Source organism: Amycolatopsis acidicola, assembly GCF_007713735.2.
Taxonomy (GTDB): Bacteria; Actinomycetota; Actinomycetes; order Mycobacteriales; family Pseudonocardiaceae; genus Amycolatopsis_E; species Amycolatopsis_E acidicola.
Genome location: NZ_VMNW02000009.1, coordinates 89,912 through 105,919, shown reverse-complemented (window position 1 = coordinate 105,919; position 16,008 = coordinate 89,912). Strand labels below are relative to the sequence as shown.

Genomic DNA, 16,008 nt, shown 5'->3' with positions numbered 1-16,008 from the left:
GGTGCCCGGAGTGACCACGATGACCGGCACCCGCGTGGCGGCGCTGGGCGACAACGTCTGGCTCCGCTTCGCGGTGCGCCGCGGCGGCAGGCTGCTGGTTTCGGTGTGGGTGCTGCTGACCGCCGCGTTCGGCATGATCCACCTGATCCCGGGCGACCCGGTGCGGGCGGCGCTGGGCCCTACCGCTTCGCCCGAGCTCGTCGAAGCGCGCCGCGCCGCGCTCGGGCTCGACGATCCGTTGTGGCAGCAGTATCTCCACTACTTCCGCGACCTGTTCACCGGGAACTTCGGCACCTCGCTGGGATCCGGCCTGCCGGTGGCGAAGGTGATCGGCGAGCGGCTCCCGGCGACGCTGGAGATCGCGGGCTACGCGTTCCTGCTGGCTGTCGCCATCGCCGTCCCGGTCGGCACGGCGATGGCGGTGCTCACCCGCGGCGGCCGCCACCGGCACGCCGAGCTGGCGTTCACCACGACGAGCGCGGTGCTGGCGGCGGTCCCGGAGTTCCTGATCGCGATCGGGCTGGTGTTCGTGTTCGCGGTGAGCCTGGGCTGGTTCCCGGTCGCCGGGCGCTCTGGGCCCGAGTCCTACGTCCTGCCGGTGCTGGCGCTCGCGGCGGGCCCGGCCGCGATCCTCGCCCGGATCACCCGCGTCGAGCTGCTTTCCGTGCTACGCGCGGATTACATCCGCACCGCCCGCGCGAAACGCCTGCCAGCGCCGCGGGTGTACCTGCGGCACGCCCTGCCCAACGCGCTCACGGCGACGCTGACGCTGGGCGGGTTGCTGCTGAGCGCGATGGTGGCCGGCACGGTGCTGGTGGAGAACGTGTTCGCGTGGCCGGGCCTGGGCAGCACGATCGTGCAGTCGATCCTCGCCAAGGACTACCCGCTCGTGCAAGGCGTGGTGCTGGTCTACGGGCTCGGCGTGCTGCTGGTGAACCTCGCCGTCGACGTGGCGCTCGCGCTACTCGACCCGCGTTCGACGATCAGGGAGAGCTGAGCCGTGCGGAAGTCGAAGTGGCTGGCCACGCTGCGCCGCCCGCTGGGCGCGGCGGCCGCGGCGGTCGTCCTGCTCGTGCTGCTGCTCGCGGTGTTCGCGCCGATCCTGTGGTCGGACAAGGCGAGCGCGCTCGACACGACGCAGATCCTGCGCGGCCCGTCGGCCGAGCACTGGATGGGCACTGACAGCCTGGGCCGCGACATCTTCTTCCGGGTGCTCGTCGCGACCCGGCTGTCGGTCGAGCTGGCGGCGGCCGCGACCGCGATCGGCGTGGTGGCGGGCCTGCTGCTCGGCACGGCGGCGGTGCTGCTGGGCAAGCGGCTGGGCCGGTTCGTGTCGGCGGTGGTGGACATCGCGGTCGCGTTTCCCGGGCTGCTGCTGGCGTTGTTCTTCGCGGTGATCTTCGGCGTCGGCGCGCGGGGCAGCGTGCTCGCGATCGGCCTCGCCATCGCGCCCGCCTTCGCCCGCCTGACCCGGACGCTGGTCGCCCGCGTCCTGGCGCTGGACTACGTGGCGGCCGCGCGGATCGTCGGCGTCCGGCGGTTTCGCTTGCTGGGCAGGCACATCCTGCCGAACGTGGCCGAACCGCTGGTGGTCAACGCGACCATCACCACCGGCAGTACGCTGCTGTCGTTCGCCGGGCTGTCCTTCCTGGGACTGGGCGTGCAGTCGCCCGATTTCGACTGGGGCCGCCTGCTTCGCGACGGCCTCGACGGCCTGTACATCCACCCGGCCGGCGCGCTGGCGCCCGCCGTCGCCGTGGTGGTCGCCGGGCTGGCGTTCAGCCTCTTCGGCGAGGCGGTGGCGACCACGATCGGCCAGGCGGCCGGTTCCCCCAGGCGGCCGGAGCTTGCTCCGGCTTCGCCGCCCGCCGATGTGGCGCCATCGGCGGGCGGCCACCCGGTCCTGGCCGTCGAGGGCCTGCGCGTCACGTTCCCGGGGGTGAACCCGGTGCGCGGTGTGAGTTTCTCGCTCGGACGCGGGGAATCCGTCGGCGTCGTGGGCGAGTCGGGATCCGGCAAGAGCGTGACGGCGCTCGCGCTCGCCCGGCTCATCGAGGACCCTGGCCAGGTGCACGCCGACCGGCTCGAGTTCCTCGGGAAGCCGCTGCCCGAAGCGGACCGCCGCACGCTGGGCACGTCGTTCGCGATGGTCTTCCAGGACCCGATGACCTCGTTCAACCCCACTCAGCGCGTCGGCGCCCAGCTCGCCGAAGTGGCGCGCTACCACCAAGGACTGCCGCGCGGCGCGGCGTTCGCGCGCGCCGTGGACAGGCTGCGCGCGGTGCGGCTGCCCGGTGCGGCGCGGCGGGCACGCCAGCTGCCGCACGAGTTTTCGGGCGGGATGCGGCAGCGCGCGATGATCGGCATGGGGCTGATGGGCACGCCCGCGCTGATCGTCGCCGACGAGCCGACGACCGCGCTGGACGTGACCGTGCAACGGCGCGTGCTGCGGCTGCTGGCCGACGTGCGCGAGGCGGACGACGTGGCGATTTTGCTGATCAGCCACGACATGGGCGTGATCCGGCAGCTGTGCGACCGGGTCCTGGTGATGTACGCGGGCCGGATCGTCGAGGACCTGCCCGCCGCCGAGCTGACGTCGGACGCCCGCCACCCGTACACGCGGGCGCTGCTCGCGGCGGTGCCGGACCTGACGACGGACCGCGACGAACCTCTCGCCGTCATACCCGGCAGCCCCGCGGACCCGGCGGAGCTGCCCGAAGGCTGCGCCTTCGCCCCGCGTTGCCCGTTCGCCGACGCGCAGTGCACGGCCGAGGACCCGCCGCTCGTCGCCGATACGGCCGGGCACCGCACCGCGTGCTGGCATCCGGCGGAAGCCCTTGTCCCGGAACAGCTCCAGGTAGGGGAGGCGCGATGAGCGAACTGCGTTTCGAACGCGTCTCCGTCCGCTACGGCACGCGCCGGCGCGGGCTGACCGCCGTCGACGGGGTGGACCTCACGGTGCCCGATGGCGCGATCGTCGGCCTCGTCGGCGAATCCGGCTCCGGGAAGTCGACGCTGGCGCGCGCCGCGGTCGGCCTGGCCCCGGTGACCGGCGGCCGGATCCTGGCCGACGGGAGCCCGGTCCGCAGCCCCGGCCCGGTGCAGCTGGTGTTCCAGGACCCGTACTCCGCGCTGGACCCGCGGATGACGATCGGCGCCTCGATCGCGGAGGCGTTTCCCCGGGGCAGCAAGGACCGCGGCGGGGAAGTCGGGCGGCTGCTGGAGCAGGTCGGCCTCCCCGCGGACCGCGCCGCGATGCTGCCCGCCCAGCTGTCCGGCGGGCAACGCCAGCGGGTGGCGCTGGCCCGCGCGCTCGCCGCGCGGCCGGAGGTGATCATCGCCGACGAGATCACCTCCGCGCTCGACGTCTCCGTGCAGGGCACGGTGCTGAACCTGGTGCGGGACCTGCAGCGCCGCACGCGCCTGTCGATGCTGTTCATCTCGCACGACCTCGCCGTGGTCCGCTACGTCAGCGATTTCCTCGCGGTGATGTACCTGGGCCGGATCGTCGAACAGGGCCCGGCGGACGAGATCCTGACCGACCCGCAGCACCCGTACACCCGGGAACTCCTCGCGGCGGCGGGCGCCGAGACACTGTCCGAAGTGGACGCTGTCGCCGACGCCGAGCCCGCCGACCCGCACCATCCGCCGTCCGGCTGCCGGTTCCACCCGCGTTGCCCGGCCGGCCCGCTCGTACTCGGCGACCGCGGCGTCTGCCGGGACACCGAGCCGTCCCCCGAAGGGCACCGGCACGAGACGGCCTGCCACTTCGCCGCATCCACAACCCTCGCGCACACAAGGAGAAGCCGGTGACCCGACGTCAGCGCATCACGGACCTGACCGCCCTGACGATCCCCGAGGAGCCCGCGCTCTCGCCCTCCGGCGACACCGTGGTCTACGTGCTGCGGGGGAGTGACGCCGAGGCGGACGAGAACGTGCGCGGCCTGTGGCGCGTCGGCGTCCGGGAGGGGAAACCGCGCCCGCTGACGCACGGCCGCGCGGACAGCGCCCCGGCGTTCTCGCCTGACGGCACGCGCATCGCCTTCCTGCGCGCGAAGGAAGGCGCGCCGCAGATCTGGCTGCTGCCCACGGACGGCGGCGAGGCCGAGAGCCTGACGAGCTTGCCGCTGGGTGCGGGCAAACCGGCGTGGAGCCCGGACGGGACGAAGATCGCGTTCACGGCGGCTACCGACCTCGACGGCGGGCCCGCCGGACACGCCCCCATCGTGGCGGACCGGCTCGACTACCACGCGGACGGATCCGGTGTGCTACGCGGAATCCGGGCGCACGTGCACGTGCTGGACGTGGCGAGTGGTGACTGCCGCCGGGTCACCGATGGCGACTGGAACGCCGGGGACCCGGCCTGGTCGCCGGACGGCACCAAGCTCGCCTTCGCCGCCGCGACGAGCCCGGACCGCGACCTCGCCGTGCGCGTCCCCGTGCACGTCCTCGATGTGACGGATCCTCTTGCGGAGCCGAAGGAAACCGGCCTCGCGACGGGTGTGGGCATGGCCGTTACCTGGACGGCGGACGGGTCCGCGCTGCTCGTCGTCGGGCACGCCGACGGGCCGGACGGGATCGCCGGGCTGCTGCGCGTGCCGCTCGACGGGGGCGAGCCCGTGAACCTCGCCGCGCCGCTGGACCGCAACGTGATGCCCGGCGGTCCGGCGTACCCGGGTGCGTGGCCGCGGCTCGCCGACGAGGGCCGCAGCGCGCTGTTCTGCGTGCGCGACCGCGGCGCCACCCACCTCTACTCGGTGCCCGTCGACGGTGGCACGCCGCGCCCCCTGCTCACGGGCGCCGGGTGGACCGTGGCCGGGCTGGCGGTCGCGGGGAGCACGGCCGCGGTCGTGCGCACCACGCCGGCCTCCTACGGCGAGATCGCCGTGCTCGACCTGGAGACGGGCACCGAGACCGTCCTAACCGGACACAGCCCCGCGGAGCTGGAGCTGTTCCAGCCGCAGGAGCGGGAGTTCACGATCTCGGACGGCACCGTGGTGCACGGCTGGCTGCTGCGTGACCCGGCGGTGACCGGGCCTTCGCCGCTGCTGCTCGACGTGCACGGCGGTCCGCACAACGCGTGGACGGGCAGCACCGACGAAATGCACTTCTACCACCAGGAACTCGTCGGGCGCGGCTGGACGGTGCTGCTGCTGAACCCGCGCGGCAGCGACGGCTACGGCGAGGAGTTCTTCACCGCGGTGCAAGGCGGCTGGGGCACCTCCGACGCCCAGGACTTCCTGGAGCCGCTGGACGAACTCGTCGCCGACGGCATCGCGGACCCGGAGCGCCTCGCCCTCACCGGTTACAGCTACGGCGGCTTCATGACGTGCTTCCTCACCAGCCGCGACAGCCGCTTCGCCGCCGCCGTCGCCGGAGGCGTCGTCACCGACCTCACCAGCATGGCCGGCACCTCCGACGAGGGGCATTTCCTTGCGGCGCACGAACTCGGCGCGCTCCCGTGGGCGAACCCCGGGGAGTACGCGGAGATGTCGCCACTGGCGAAGGTCGACCAGGTCCGGACGCCGACGCTGATCCTGCACGGCGGCGGCGACCTGCTCTGCCCGGTCGGGCAGGCGCAGCAGTGGCACATGGCGCTGCGGTCACGAGGCGTGCCGACCCGGCTCGTGCTCTATCCGGAGGGGCCGCACGCGTTCGTCCTGACCGGCCGCCCGTCGCACCGGCTCGACTACAACCGCCGCCTCGTGGACTGGGTCGAGCGGTACACGCCCGGCCGCCGGCCCCCGCTGGACGCCGCGCACTGGCAGCACCGCCTCGACGTCCTCGCCGGGAAACACCACGTTCCCGGCGCGGCGCTGGGAATCCTGCGCGTGGGCACCGAGGACGAGCTCGTGGACGCCGCGCACGGGGTGCTCAATGTGGACACCGGCGTCGAGGCGACCACGGACTCGCTGTTCCAGATCGGCTCCATCTCGAAGGTCTGGACCACGACCGTCGTCCTGCAGCTCGTCGACGAGGGCCTGCTGGACCTCGACGCGCCGGTGGCCGACGTGCTCCCGGAGCTGACACTGGCCGAGCCGGACGTGGCGAAGCGCGTGACGATGCGCCACCTGCTCACGCACACCAGCGGCATCGACGGCGACGTGTTCACCGACACCGGGCGCGGCGACGACTGCCTGGAGAAGTACGTCGCGCTCCTGGACGAGGTGGCGCAGAACCATCCCCTCGGCGCCACCTGGTCCTACTGCAACTCCGGTTTTTCCCTGGCGGGCAGGGTGATCGAGAAGATCACCGGCAAGACCTGGGACGCCGCGTTGCGGGAGCGGCTGTGCACGCCACTGGGCCTGGACCACACGGTCACGCTGCCCGAGGAAGCGCTGATGTTCCGCGCGGCGGTGGGACATGTGGGCGCGCCGGAGCCGGTCAAGGCTCCCGTGTGGACACTCGCGCGTTCGGCCGGGCCCGCCGGGCTGATCGACTCGACTCCCGCCGACGTGCTGGCGTTCGCGCGGATGCACCTCACCGGCGGCCTCGCCGCGGACGGGACCCGCGTGCTGAGCGAGGCGAGCGCCTCGGCGATGGCGGCGAAACAGGTCGACCTGCCGGACAAGCACAGCCTCGCGCAGTCGTGGGGGCTCGGCTGGTTCCGGCTCGACTGGGACGGCCGGCTCGTCATCGGGCACGACGGCAACACCATCGGGCAGGCGGCGTTCCTGCGCCTGCTGCCCAGCGAAGGGCTCGCCGTCACGCTGCTCACCAACGGCGGCAATTCCCGTGGCCTGTATGAAGATCTGTACCGGGAGATCTTCGCCGAGCTGGCCGAGGTCGCCGTTCCGCGCCCGCTTTCCCCGCCCGCCGAACCGGTTTCCGTCGACATCAGCCCGCACCTGGGCACCTACGAGCGCGCGAGCACCCGCATCGAGGTGTTCACCGACGACGGCAAGCCGAAGCTGCGGACCACGGTCACCGGCCCGCTCGCGGAGCTCGTCCCGGACCCGGTGGAGGAGTACGAACTCGTCGCGGTGTCGGAAAACCTGTTCGTGGTCTGGGTTCCGCAGCTGGCGGACTGGATGCCGGTGACGTTCTACTCCCTGCCGACCGGCGAGCAGTACGTGCACCACGGCGTCCGCGCCACGCCGAAGGTGGTGTGACGTGGCCGCACCGTCCCTGCCCGGGCTGCTCGCCGATATCGAGCGGCTGGTCACCTGCGAATCACCGTCGTCGGATCTGGCGGCCGTGGCGGCGAGCGCGGACGTCGTGGCACGGGTGGGCTCGCGGCACCTCGGCGTTCCGCCGGAACGGATCGTCCTGGCGGGACGGACGCATCTGCGCTGGCGGTTCGGCTCCGGTCCTGCGCGAGTGCTGGTGCTCGGGCACCACGACACCGTGTGGCCCTTGGGTTCCCTCGCGACGCACCCGTACACAGTGGACGATGGCGTGCTACGCGGGCCGGGGTGTTTCGATATGAAGGCCGGGCTCGTCATGGCGTTCCACGCCGTCGCAGCGCTCACCGATCGCGAGGGTGTCACGATCCTCGTCACGGGCGACGAAGAACTCGGCTCACCCAGCTCGCGGCAGCTCATCGAGGACGAGGCTGCGGGCTGCGACGCGGCGCTCGTGCTCGAAGCCTCCGCGGACGGCGGCGCGCTCAAGACGGAGCGCAAAGGTGTGTCCCTGTACCGAGTTCAGGCGACCGGGCGCGCGGCGCACGCGGGGCTCGAACCCGAGCGGGGCGTCAACGCGACGATCGAGCTGGCGCACCAGGTCCTCGCGGTCGCGCGCCTGGGGGACGCGGCGCGCGGCACCACGGTCACTCCGACCCTGCTCTCGGCCGGGACCACGACGAACACGGTGCCGGCTTCGGGGGAGTTCGCGGTGGACGTCCGCGTCCGGGACGCCGGCGAACAGGACAGGGTGGACAAGGAGATGCGCGCGTTGGAATCCACTGTGGAGGGTGCGGGGGTGGAGGTGCTCGGTGGTCCGAACCGCCCGCCGCTGGAGGCACGGTCCTCGCGGGCGTTGTTCGAGCGCGCCCAGGGGATCGCGGCCCGGCTGGGCCTTGCGCCACTGACGTCGGCGGCGGTCGGCGGAGCGTCCGACGGCAACCTGACCGCCGGGATCGGCACGCCGACCCTCGACGGGCTCGGCGCGGTCGGCGGCGGCGCGCACGCCGAAACCGAGCACGTGCTGGTCGGCGAACTGCCGGGGCGGACCCTGCTGCTGTCGGAACTGGTCGCCGACCTGCTGGCCACTGCGCGGCGGTCATGACCAGTCCGGAGGAAGCGGCGGCGAAGGCGGCCGTCGCGGCGGGAGTGCGCCTGCGCGAGGTCGCCGAACTGGCCGAACTCGAAGCGGTGTACCGGCTGTTCGACGTGATCTGGCGCCCGGACCCGGCGAACCCGCCGGTGACCACGGAACTCATGCGGGCGCTGACCAAGGCGGGCAACTACGTCGGCGGGGCCTACGCGGGTGACGAGCTCGTCGGCGCGTGCGTCGGGTTTTTCGGTACCCCGGCGGGCGAAGTCATGCACAGCCACATCGCCGGGGTTTCGCCGTCGATGGCGGGGCGGCACGTCGGGCTCGCGTTGAAGCTGCACCAGCGCGCTTGGGCGTTGCCGCGCGGGATCTCGGTGATCGAGTGGACGTTCGACCCGCTGGTCGCGCGCAACGCCTACTTCAACCTCGGCAAGCTCGCGGCCGTCGCCGCCGAGTACCTGCCCAACTTCTACGGCGGCATGCGCGACAACATCAACGGCACCGACGAGACCGACCGCCTGCTCGTGCACTGGCCGATCTCCGCGCCCGAGGTGACGGCGGCCTGCGCGGGTACCCCGCATCTGGTGCACGCCGACGCCGAACTGTGCCGGGGCGCCGTCGTCGCGCTGGACCGCGCGGACGGCGGCCCGGTTCGTGGAAGCCTCGCCGGGGACACACTGCTGGTCGCGGTGCCGCGGGACATCGAAACGCTGCGGCGGGCCGATCCCACGACGGCCGGGCAATGGCGGCTCGCGGTCCGGGAGACGCTCGGCAGCCTGCTCGCGGAAGGCGCGCGCATCAAGGGATTCGACAGGGCCGGGTGGTACGTGGTCACCCGCGGGACGAAGGAGGACGAGCGGTGAAACTGTCCGGAGTGGAGCTTCGGCGGATCGAAATGCCTTTGGTGGCCCCGTTCCGGACGTCGTTCGGCACCCAGTACACCCGGGACATCCTGTTGTTGCGCGTGGAAACGGACGACGCCGAGGGCTGGGGCGAGTGCGGCACGCTGCCGGATCCGCTGTACTCGCCGGAGTACGTGGACGGCGCCGCCGACGTGCTGCGGCGGTTCCTGGTGCCCGCGCTCGCGGCGGCCGAGCGCGTCGACGCGAACGCCGTCGGCACGGTGCTGGCGCCGTTCAAGGGACACCGGATGGCCAAGGCGGCGCTGGAAATGGCGGTGCTCGACGCCGAGTTGCGCGCCGAAGGCCGCCCGCTGGCGCGGGAACTCGGCGCGGTGCGGAGCAGCGTGCCATGCGGGGTGTCGGTCGGGATCATGGGCTCGATCGGCGAGCTGCTCGACAGCGTCGGCGGCTACCTCGACGCCGGGTACGTGCGGATCAAGCTCAAGATCCAGCCCGGCTGGGACGTCGAGCCGGTCCGCGCCGTGCGCGAGCGCTTCGGCGACGACGTGCTGCTGCAGGTGGACGCGAACACGGCCTACACCCTCGCGGACGCGCGTCATCTCGCGAAGCTCGACCCGTTCGGGCTGCTGCTGATCGAGCAGCCGCTGGACGAGGAGGACGTGCTCGGGCACGCGGAGCTGGCGAAACAGGTGACGACGCCGATCTGCCTGGATGAGTCGATCGTGTCGGCGAAGTCGGCGGCGGACGCGATCACGCTCGGCGCCTGCCGGATCGTGAACATCAAACCCGGGCGCGTCGGCGGCTATCTGGAGGCGCGGCGCGTGCACGACGTGTGCGCGGCGCACGGGATTCCGGTGTGGTGCGGCGGAATGCTGGAGTCCGGCATCGGCCGCGCCGCGAACGTCGCGCTGGCCGCGCTGCCCGGCTTCACGCTGCCCGGCGATACCTCGGCGTCTGATCGTTACTATCGGACGGACATCACCGCGCCGTTCGTGCTGGCCGACGGGCACTTGCCGGTGCCGGACGGGCCGGGGATCGGGGTCGCGCCGGTGCCGGAGCTGCTGGACGAGGTGACCACGGCGACGGAATGGGTGTCCTGCTGAGAGGGTGGTGCCGGTGAGCGCTCCGCGGTACGGCGGTCTGGGCCGCGTCCTCGGTGATCTCGGCGAAACCCTGCTCGAACTGGTCTACGGCGATCCGGACCGGACCGGGGACGTCGGCGGCGTCGCGATCCACGACCCGTTCGAGGAGCCGGTGCTGCCCCGGCACGCGCTCGTCCTCGGCGTGGGCTTGCGTGAGCCCGCGGAGATCGTGCGGCTGCTGCGATCGCTGGGGCGTCAGGAGGCCGCGGGCCTGGTGGTCCGCGCGCCGGTGACGCTGCCGGACGAGGTGGCGACAGCGGTGGACGAGACCGGCGTCGCGCTGCTCGGGCTTACGCGCGGCGCGTCGTGGGCGCAGCTGGCCGCGATGCTGCGGGCGTTGCTGGCGGAAGGCGACGTCGGGCAGGCCGGTCCGGAGATGCTCGGCGGGGTGCCCTCCGGCGACCTGTTCGCGGTGGCCAACGCGATCGCGGCGCTCATCGACGCGCCCGTCACCATCGAGGATCCGCGCTCGCGGGTGCTGGCGTTCTCGGGCCGCCAGGACGAAGCGGACGGGTCGCGGGTCGAGACGATCCTCGGGCGGCAGGTGCCTGAGCGGTTCTTCCGGATGCTGACCGACCGGGGCGTGTTCCGCGAGCTGTACCGCAGCGACGAGCTGGTGTACGTGGATCCCTTGAAGGCGTTGGAAGGGCTGACGCTGCCGCGGGTCGCGGTCGCCGTGCGCGCCGGGGACGAGGTGCTCGGCTCCATCTGGGCGGCGGTGCGCGAGCCGTTGAGCGCCGAACGCGGGCAGGCGTTGTGCGACGCGGCGCAGCTCGTGGCGCTGCACATGCTGCGCGTCCGGGCAGGCACGGACGTCTCGCGCCGGCTGCGGACCGAGTTGCTGAGCACGGCGCTCGAAGGCGGCACGGGCGCGCGGGAAGCGATGGCCCGCTTGGGTTTGTCGGGCAGGCCGGTGGTGGTGCTGGCGTTGGTGATCATCGGGGATCTCGGCGACGCGGGCGTCGCGACCGAACGGCAGCGGATGAGCGACGGGCTCGCCATGCACCTGACCGCCGTGCACCCGCGCGCGGCGACGGCCCTCGTCGGGGATGTCGCTTACGGGCTCGTTCCGGTGGAGGGCAAGGACGACGGCGAGCAGTGGGCGGTGGCGATCGCGTCGGAGTTCCTGGACCGGGTGGGGGAGCGGGTGCGCGCGGCCGTCGCGGTCAGCCCGGTCGCCGTCGATGTGTCCGCGCTGGCCGACGCGCGCGCGAGCGCGGACCGGACGCTGCGCGTGCTGCGCCCGGGTACGGGCCGTCGTGTCGCGCGCTTGGCGGACGTCCAGGTGGAGGCGTTGTTGCTGGAGCTGCGCGACCTGGTCGCGGCGCGGGGCGACAGGCCCACGGGCCCGGTGGCGCGCCTGTTCGAGTACGACGCGCGGCACAACACCAACCTCGTGCAGACGCTGCGCGCGTGGCTCGACGCGTTCGGCGACGTGAACGCGGCTTCGGCCGCGCTTTACGTGCACCCCAACACCTTCCGCTACCGCTTGCGGCGGCTGGCGGAGGTCGCGCAGCTGGATCTGAACGACCCGGAAGCCCGCTTCGCGGCGATGCTGCAGCTGCGGGTGGTCGCGCCGCCGGACGGTGGCTAAGCCTTGAGCCCCAAGGAAAGCCGGGCGTGCACCATCCACGCGGCGAGGAATGCGTCCTGACGTAGACGGAGCCGAGCATCCCGTGTCCTCACGCAGGTCGGAAAACGGCTCCAGTTCCCGGATGATGCGGAGCGCGGCCCGGTCGCACCGGCAGGGCCTCGTCCGGCGCGTCGGGCAGTGTCGTCGCTTGTTTGCTGCTGACCTCGACGGCGGCCAGATGCTGCCGCACGATCTCCTCCAGCAGCGCCAAAGCCGCGTTCGGCGAACAGCGAATAGCCGGGTGGCCACCTCGACGAGGTGTTGCCCGCGGACCGGGTGCTCGGGTTCGTGATGGATCCGCGTGCCTATGCCGCGGTCGACGGCAAGATCGGTGCGATCGACTGGGTGCGCCGCGACGGGGATGTCACCGAATTCCGTTTCCGCAGCAGGCTTCCCGGCGTGCCCGGGCCCGCGCCCAGGGTGGTTTCGCGGATGAGCCGGACCCCGGGGGAGCGCGTGGACGTGCGGCTGCCGCCGATCCCGGCGAACCGGCTGGCCCGTCTGGTTTCGGAGTTCAGCGCGAGCTGGGTGTGCGTGCCCGCCGGCGGCCGCACGGCTGTCACGCGCACGGTGCGGTGCGCGTTCAAGGGTCCGGTGAAGTGGTTCGCCGAGCCGATCCTGCGCCGCACGCTGCGGCCGGACGTCGAGGACGAGATGCGGCAGGCCAAGGCCGCGCTGGAGCGCTGACCTCCCTTACCCGAGCATCTCCTCGATGAGGTCCGCGGCCCGCGGCGTGCCGCCCTCCGCTCGGGCGTCCGCACGCAACTTTGCCGACGTGCGGGCGACTTCCGCGTCCCCGGTCAGGTCGAGCAGCGCCGAGCGCAGGGTTTCCGCGGTGGCGTCCGGGGTATCGATGCGGCGGGCGACGCCGAGTTCGACGAGCCGGTCGGCGTTCATGAACTGTTCGGCGGCCTGCGGCACGGCGATCATCGGCACGCCCGCGAGGAGCCCCTCGCCGCAGCCGCCCATGCCGGCGTGGGTGACGAAGGCGTCGGCCTGGTCCAGGATTTCCCGTTGCGGCACCCAGGAATGGACCTCGACGTTCGCCGGGATGTCGCCGAGCCCGGCCGGGTCGGTGTACTTGCCGATCTGGAGGACGACGTGCCAGCCCGGCAGATTCCCATACGCCGCAAGGCATTGACGGTAGAACTCGGGCTGGCGCGTGTAGGCGGAGCCGAGGGAGACCAGGAGCACGTTCTCCGCGTCGGGTGGGCGGCTCCAGCTTTCCGTGCTGGGGCCGAAGCAGGGCCCGACGAAGGTCACGGTGCCGGTGTCCACGCGATCGGCGTTGGGCTGCATCGCGCGGGTGATCAGCGCCAGCGCCCGGGCGGGCGGCCCGGCGAAGGCGTCGATGTCGGTCGTGGCGGCCTTGCAGTCGGCTAGCCACCGCGCGAACTTCGCCCGGTACTCGTCTGCGCCCGGCAGCTGCCACAGCGCGGCGGCGACCTCCTGTTCGTAGCCCTCCCACGCCACGAACGTCGGCGACAGCTGCATGAGCGGCCGCCCCTGCATCTCGGCCAAGGCGCGCGCGGCGTACGCGCCGATGTCGTACAGGTACAGGTCCGCGGGGTCTTCGTCGTAGGCGTCGTGCAGCTGGGGGAGGGCCTGGATGCCGTTGTCGAGGAACAGTTCCATCGCGGCGATGGGGTCGTCGGGCCAGGTGTTGTCGGCGACCGGGAGTGTCGAAGTGCACGGCACGAGTTCGGCGCCGGTGCCGGTGACCAGCTCAGCGACGGCCGGGTCGTTGGCGTACGTCACCCGGTGCCCGCGCCGCACCAGCTCGCGGATCACCTCGAGGCTCGGCAGGACGTGGCTGACGGCGGGAACACCCACCATCGCGATGTGGGACATGGACTTGCACTCGATTCGTTCTGCGGCGGAAAGGACGCGGCGGGCGGGGGCGATCTCAGCGCGGGAAGTCCATGCGGACGACCTTAGCGGCGGCGGTGGATCCGCGCACCGGGTTTTTCAGTGCGAGACGCGTGCGGCCAGGCCACCCAGAGCCAACGCGCCGACGACCAGGACGCCGGTCAAGAGGGCGAAGCCTGCCGATGCCCACCCGGAAGGAATCGTCCGCCTGCGAAAGTTGACGCCCAACCCCAGCAGTGCTGCCACGATCGGCGTGGACCAGATCCAGTGCGGGAACCGGATGAGCCCGAAGACCGACAGCACGAGGACGGCCAGGCCGAGAATCCAGGCGGCCGAGTAGCCGGTCTGGAAAATGGGATCCGCCTGCTGCGACCGTGTCATGTCTTCGTCATCCATCGAGCCAGTCCCGTTCACTGAAGTCTTCGTATTCCTCTTCCAGGACACGTTTCGGGCGCGGGGTCGGCGGTTGTTCAGCCGCCAGTTGACGCGTGGCGTCTTCGGCCAGCGCTGACTGTTCGGCCTTCTCCGACTCGGACAGTCCCGAATACCAGGTTGCCAGCCGGTCGGTCGCGGGCGCGAGAGCCTCGCCGTACAGCCCCGATTCGAGAACGGATCGGGGCGTGACGTTGCCGGCCAGCAGCTCACTGGCGAGTTCGGCCAGTTGCGGGTTCCCGGTATTGTCCTTGAGCTTTCGCAACGGCCTGGTGCGGGCGAGCTCGCCATGCACGGCGCGGACCGCGTTTTGGATCTGCATGAGCAGCTTGGTGATGCTGTCCCAGTCCCTGACGATGGCAGAACATTGGAGGGCAGCGAGTGACCACAGCACGGCCGGTGCTATCACCGTCTCGCTCAGTGCGGCGCCCGCGCCCGCTTCCAAAGCCGCCCAGAAAACCTGGTCGAAGATCTGCTGGACGAGATCGTTGGCCGCCTCGGCGAATTCCCATGCCCCCTTCGCGGCTTCGAGGTATTTGTCGCGCAGGGAAGCAAGTCCGTCGGCGTATCCTCGCACGATGGTCGCGACCGACGAGAAATACTGGAACGCCTGATCGGCGGCAGATCCGCGCGGAACCACGACAACGAGTTCAACGCGTCGGCGGCTTTCGCGAACTGCTCCCAGTCACCGGCCAGCCAGGTCGAAAACTCTTCGACCGGATTGACGTGAATCGTCGCGTCCAGAACCTGTTGCGCCCCAGTATCCCGGGCTGATCAGGTTTCCCAGGTCGTCGATGATCTGGATGGGGTTCTGGAATCCCTCCGCCTCCTTCGGCGGGGTGAGCCGGGTAGCGGGGACAGTGGCGTGCGCGATGGTGAGCGGATCGTTCGTGGGGCCGATGCCGGGCAGGGAAGGCAACCGCGGCGGTCCGCCCGGATCGGGGTACAAGCCGTCGAGGTGCGCCGCGCTTGAATCGAGCGGAGTTGATGTTGCCATTCGGTCATGCCTGTCCGCCCGGCAGGTAGTCCCCAATCCGCCGCGAACCGATCAGCTGTATAACGTCCTATTCAGCGCCGCTTTAGTCCGCGGCATAGCCAAAGGGACGAAAGCCCCGGCCGCTACGCCGGCACCGACTGATAGATCAGGTCGAGAGCCGTCGAACGGGCCTCGGTCAGGTGTTTGATCCCCGCCTCCGCCGCCGCCCGGATCTGGTCAGGGCTCGCGTCCTCGGGCCCGAGCAGGGCGGTGACGGCACGCGCGAACACGCGCTCCGGAGCAGCCACTCGTGGCCGCAACCCGGCGCTGTCCGTCGTCGCGAGGAACCCGGTGGTCAGCGCGTGCAGCGCATAGGCCTGCTCGTCGAGCGGCCAGTCGGTGCGGGCGAGGGCGTGGGCGCGCCAGATCGGCAGGATCGTGTGCAGCACCCCGTCCGGGCCGAGCTTTTCGAGCAGGCTCGCCGAACGCGGATCCTCCGCCAGGAGACCGAGAAGGCCCTGGTCGTTGCTCTGGAGCGCCTGCACGAACGGATGCTTCGCCGCGTCACGCACCATGCGCGGGCACAACCGGGAAGGACGCGCCAGCTCCGGATCGGCTGTCACGGCCGCGATGGTCTCGTCGGCCAGTGCCAGGGAGTCGCGACTCAGCAGGCCGAGCAGCAGCTCCTCCTTCGTCTTCCAGTAGAGGTAGACGGTGCCCTTGCCGATGTGCGCCTTGCGCGCCACCTCGGCGATGGTCACGCGTTGGCGCCGCGGCCCAGCAGCAGCTCGCCCGCGGCGGCCAGGATCCGCGCGGCCTTGGTCGAGTCGTGTTCGGGCAGCTCAGCCAACGGGTGTCCCTTCGCTCTCGGTGTGT

Annotated in this window: 13 protein-coding genes; 9 read left to right on the top strand and 4 right to left on the bottom strand. The window is 71.8% G+C overall.

Annotation, left to right across the window (positions count from 1 at the left end; all coding sequences use genetic code 11):
- The first annotated feature begins 19 nt into the window (after positions 1–19).
- The 9 genes from FPZ12_RS09085 (at position 20) to FPZ12_RS09045 (ending at position 12,542) form a co-directional block, all read left to right on the top strand.
- Positions 20–997, top strand: a complete 978-nt coding sequence (locus FPZ12_RS09085) for an ABC transporter permease (RefSeq protein WP_144750575.1) — start codon at positions 20–22, stop codon at positions 995–997.
- Positions 998–1,000: 3 nt separating this feature from the next.
- Positions 1,001–2,875, top strand: a complete 1,875-nt coding sequence (locus FPZ12_RS09080) for a dipeptide/oligopeptide/nickel ABC transporter permease/ATP-binding protein (protein WP_144750520.1) — start codon at positions 1,001–1,003, stop codon at positions 2,873–2,875.
- Positions 2,872–3,813, top strand: coding sequence for an ABC transporter ATP-binding protein (locus FPZ12_RS09075; RefSeq protein ID WP_144750522.1), 942 nt, complete (start codon positions 2,872–2,874; stop codon positions 3,811–3,813). Before FPZ12_RS09080 ends, FPZ12_RS09075 begins: the two co-directional genes overlap by 4 nt.
- Complete coding sequence (locus tag FPZ12_RS09070) at positions 3,810–7,112, top strand: serine hydrolase (protein WP_144750524.1); 3,303 nt, start codon at positions 3,810–3,812, stop codon at positions 7,110–7,112. Before FPZ12_RS09075 ends, FPZ12_RS09070 begins: the two co-directional genes overlap by 4 nt.
- Before the next feature lie 16 nt (positions 7,113–7,128).
- Positions 7,129–8,229 (top strand): M20 family metallopeptidase, encoded by a 1,101-nt coding sequence (locus FPZ12_RS09065; RefSeq protein ID WP_144750578.1) that lies wholly within the window; start codon positions 7,129–7,131, stop codon positions 8,227–8,229.
- The gene (locus tag FPZ12_RS09060) at positions 8,226–9,080 is read left to right on the top strand and encodes a GNAT family N-acetyltransferase (protein ID WP_144750526.1); all 855 of its coding nucleotides are present in this window, start codon (positions 8,226–8,228) and stop codon (positions 9,078–9,080) included. The genes FPZ12_RS09065 and FPZ12_RS09060 overlap by 4 nt, the downstream gene beginning before the upstream one ends.
- The gene (gene menC / locus FPZ12_RS09055) at positions 9,077–10,183 is read left to right on the top strand and encodes an o-succinylbenzoate synthase (protein WP_144750528.1); all 1,107 of its coding nucleotides are present in this window, start codon (positions 9,077–9,079) and stop codon (positions 10,181–10,183) included. The genes FPZ12_RS09060 and menC overlap by 4 nt, the downstream gene beginning before the upstream one ends.
- Positions 10,184–10,196: 13 nt before the next feature.
- Positions 10,197–11,816: a PucR family transcriptional regulator gene (locus FPZ12_RS09050; protein WP_144750530.1), complete on the top strand. Its 1,620-nt coding sequence runs from the start codon at positions 10,197–10,199 to the stop codon at positions 11,814–11,816.
- A gap of 297 nt (positions 11,817–12,113) precedes the next feature.
- Positions 12,114–12,542, top strand: coding sequence for an SRPBCC family protein (locus FPZ12_RS09045; RefSeq protein ID WP_243769753.1), 429 nt, complete (start codon positions 12,114–12,116; stop codon positions 12,540–12,542).
- Positions 12,543–12,548: 6 nt separating this feature from the next.
- On the opposite strand, the gene FPZ12_RS09040 is transcribed toward FPZ12_RS09045, so the two are convergent.
- From FPZ12_RS09040 to FPZ12_RS09025, 4 genes are all read right to left on the bottom strand, one after another.
- Entirely contained in the window at positions 12,549–13,706 is a 1,158-nt protein-coding gene (locus FPZ12_RS09040; RefSeq protein WP_243769752.1) for a macrolide family glycosyltransferase, read from the bottom strand.
- Positions 13,707–13,823: 117 nt separating this feature from the next.
- A complete protein-coding gene (locus FPZ12_RS09035) occupies positions 13,824–14,120 on the bottom strand; it encodes a hypothetical protein (protein WP_144750532.1) in 297 nt (98 codons plus the stop codon).
- Positions 14,113–14,796: a hypothetical protein gene (locus FPZ12_RS09030; RefSeq protein ID WP_144750534.1), complete on the bottom strand. Its 684-nt coding sequence runs from the start codon at positions 14,794–14,796 to the stop codon at positions 14,113–14,115. Before FPZ12_RS09030 ends, FPZ12_RS09035 begins: the two co-directional genes overlap by 8 nt.
- A 479-nt stretch (positions 14,797–15,275) precedes the next feature.
- Positions 15,276–15,893 (bottom strand): TetR/AcrR family transcriptional regulator, encoded by a 618-nt coding sequence (locus FPZ12_RS09025; RefSeq protein ID WP_243769751.1) that lies wholly within the window; start codon positions 15,891–15,893, stop codon positions 15,276–15,278.
- Positions 15,894–16,008 lie beyond the last annotated feature (115 nt).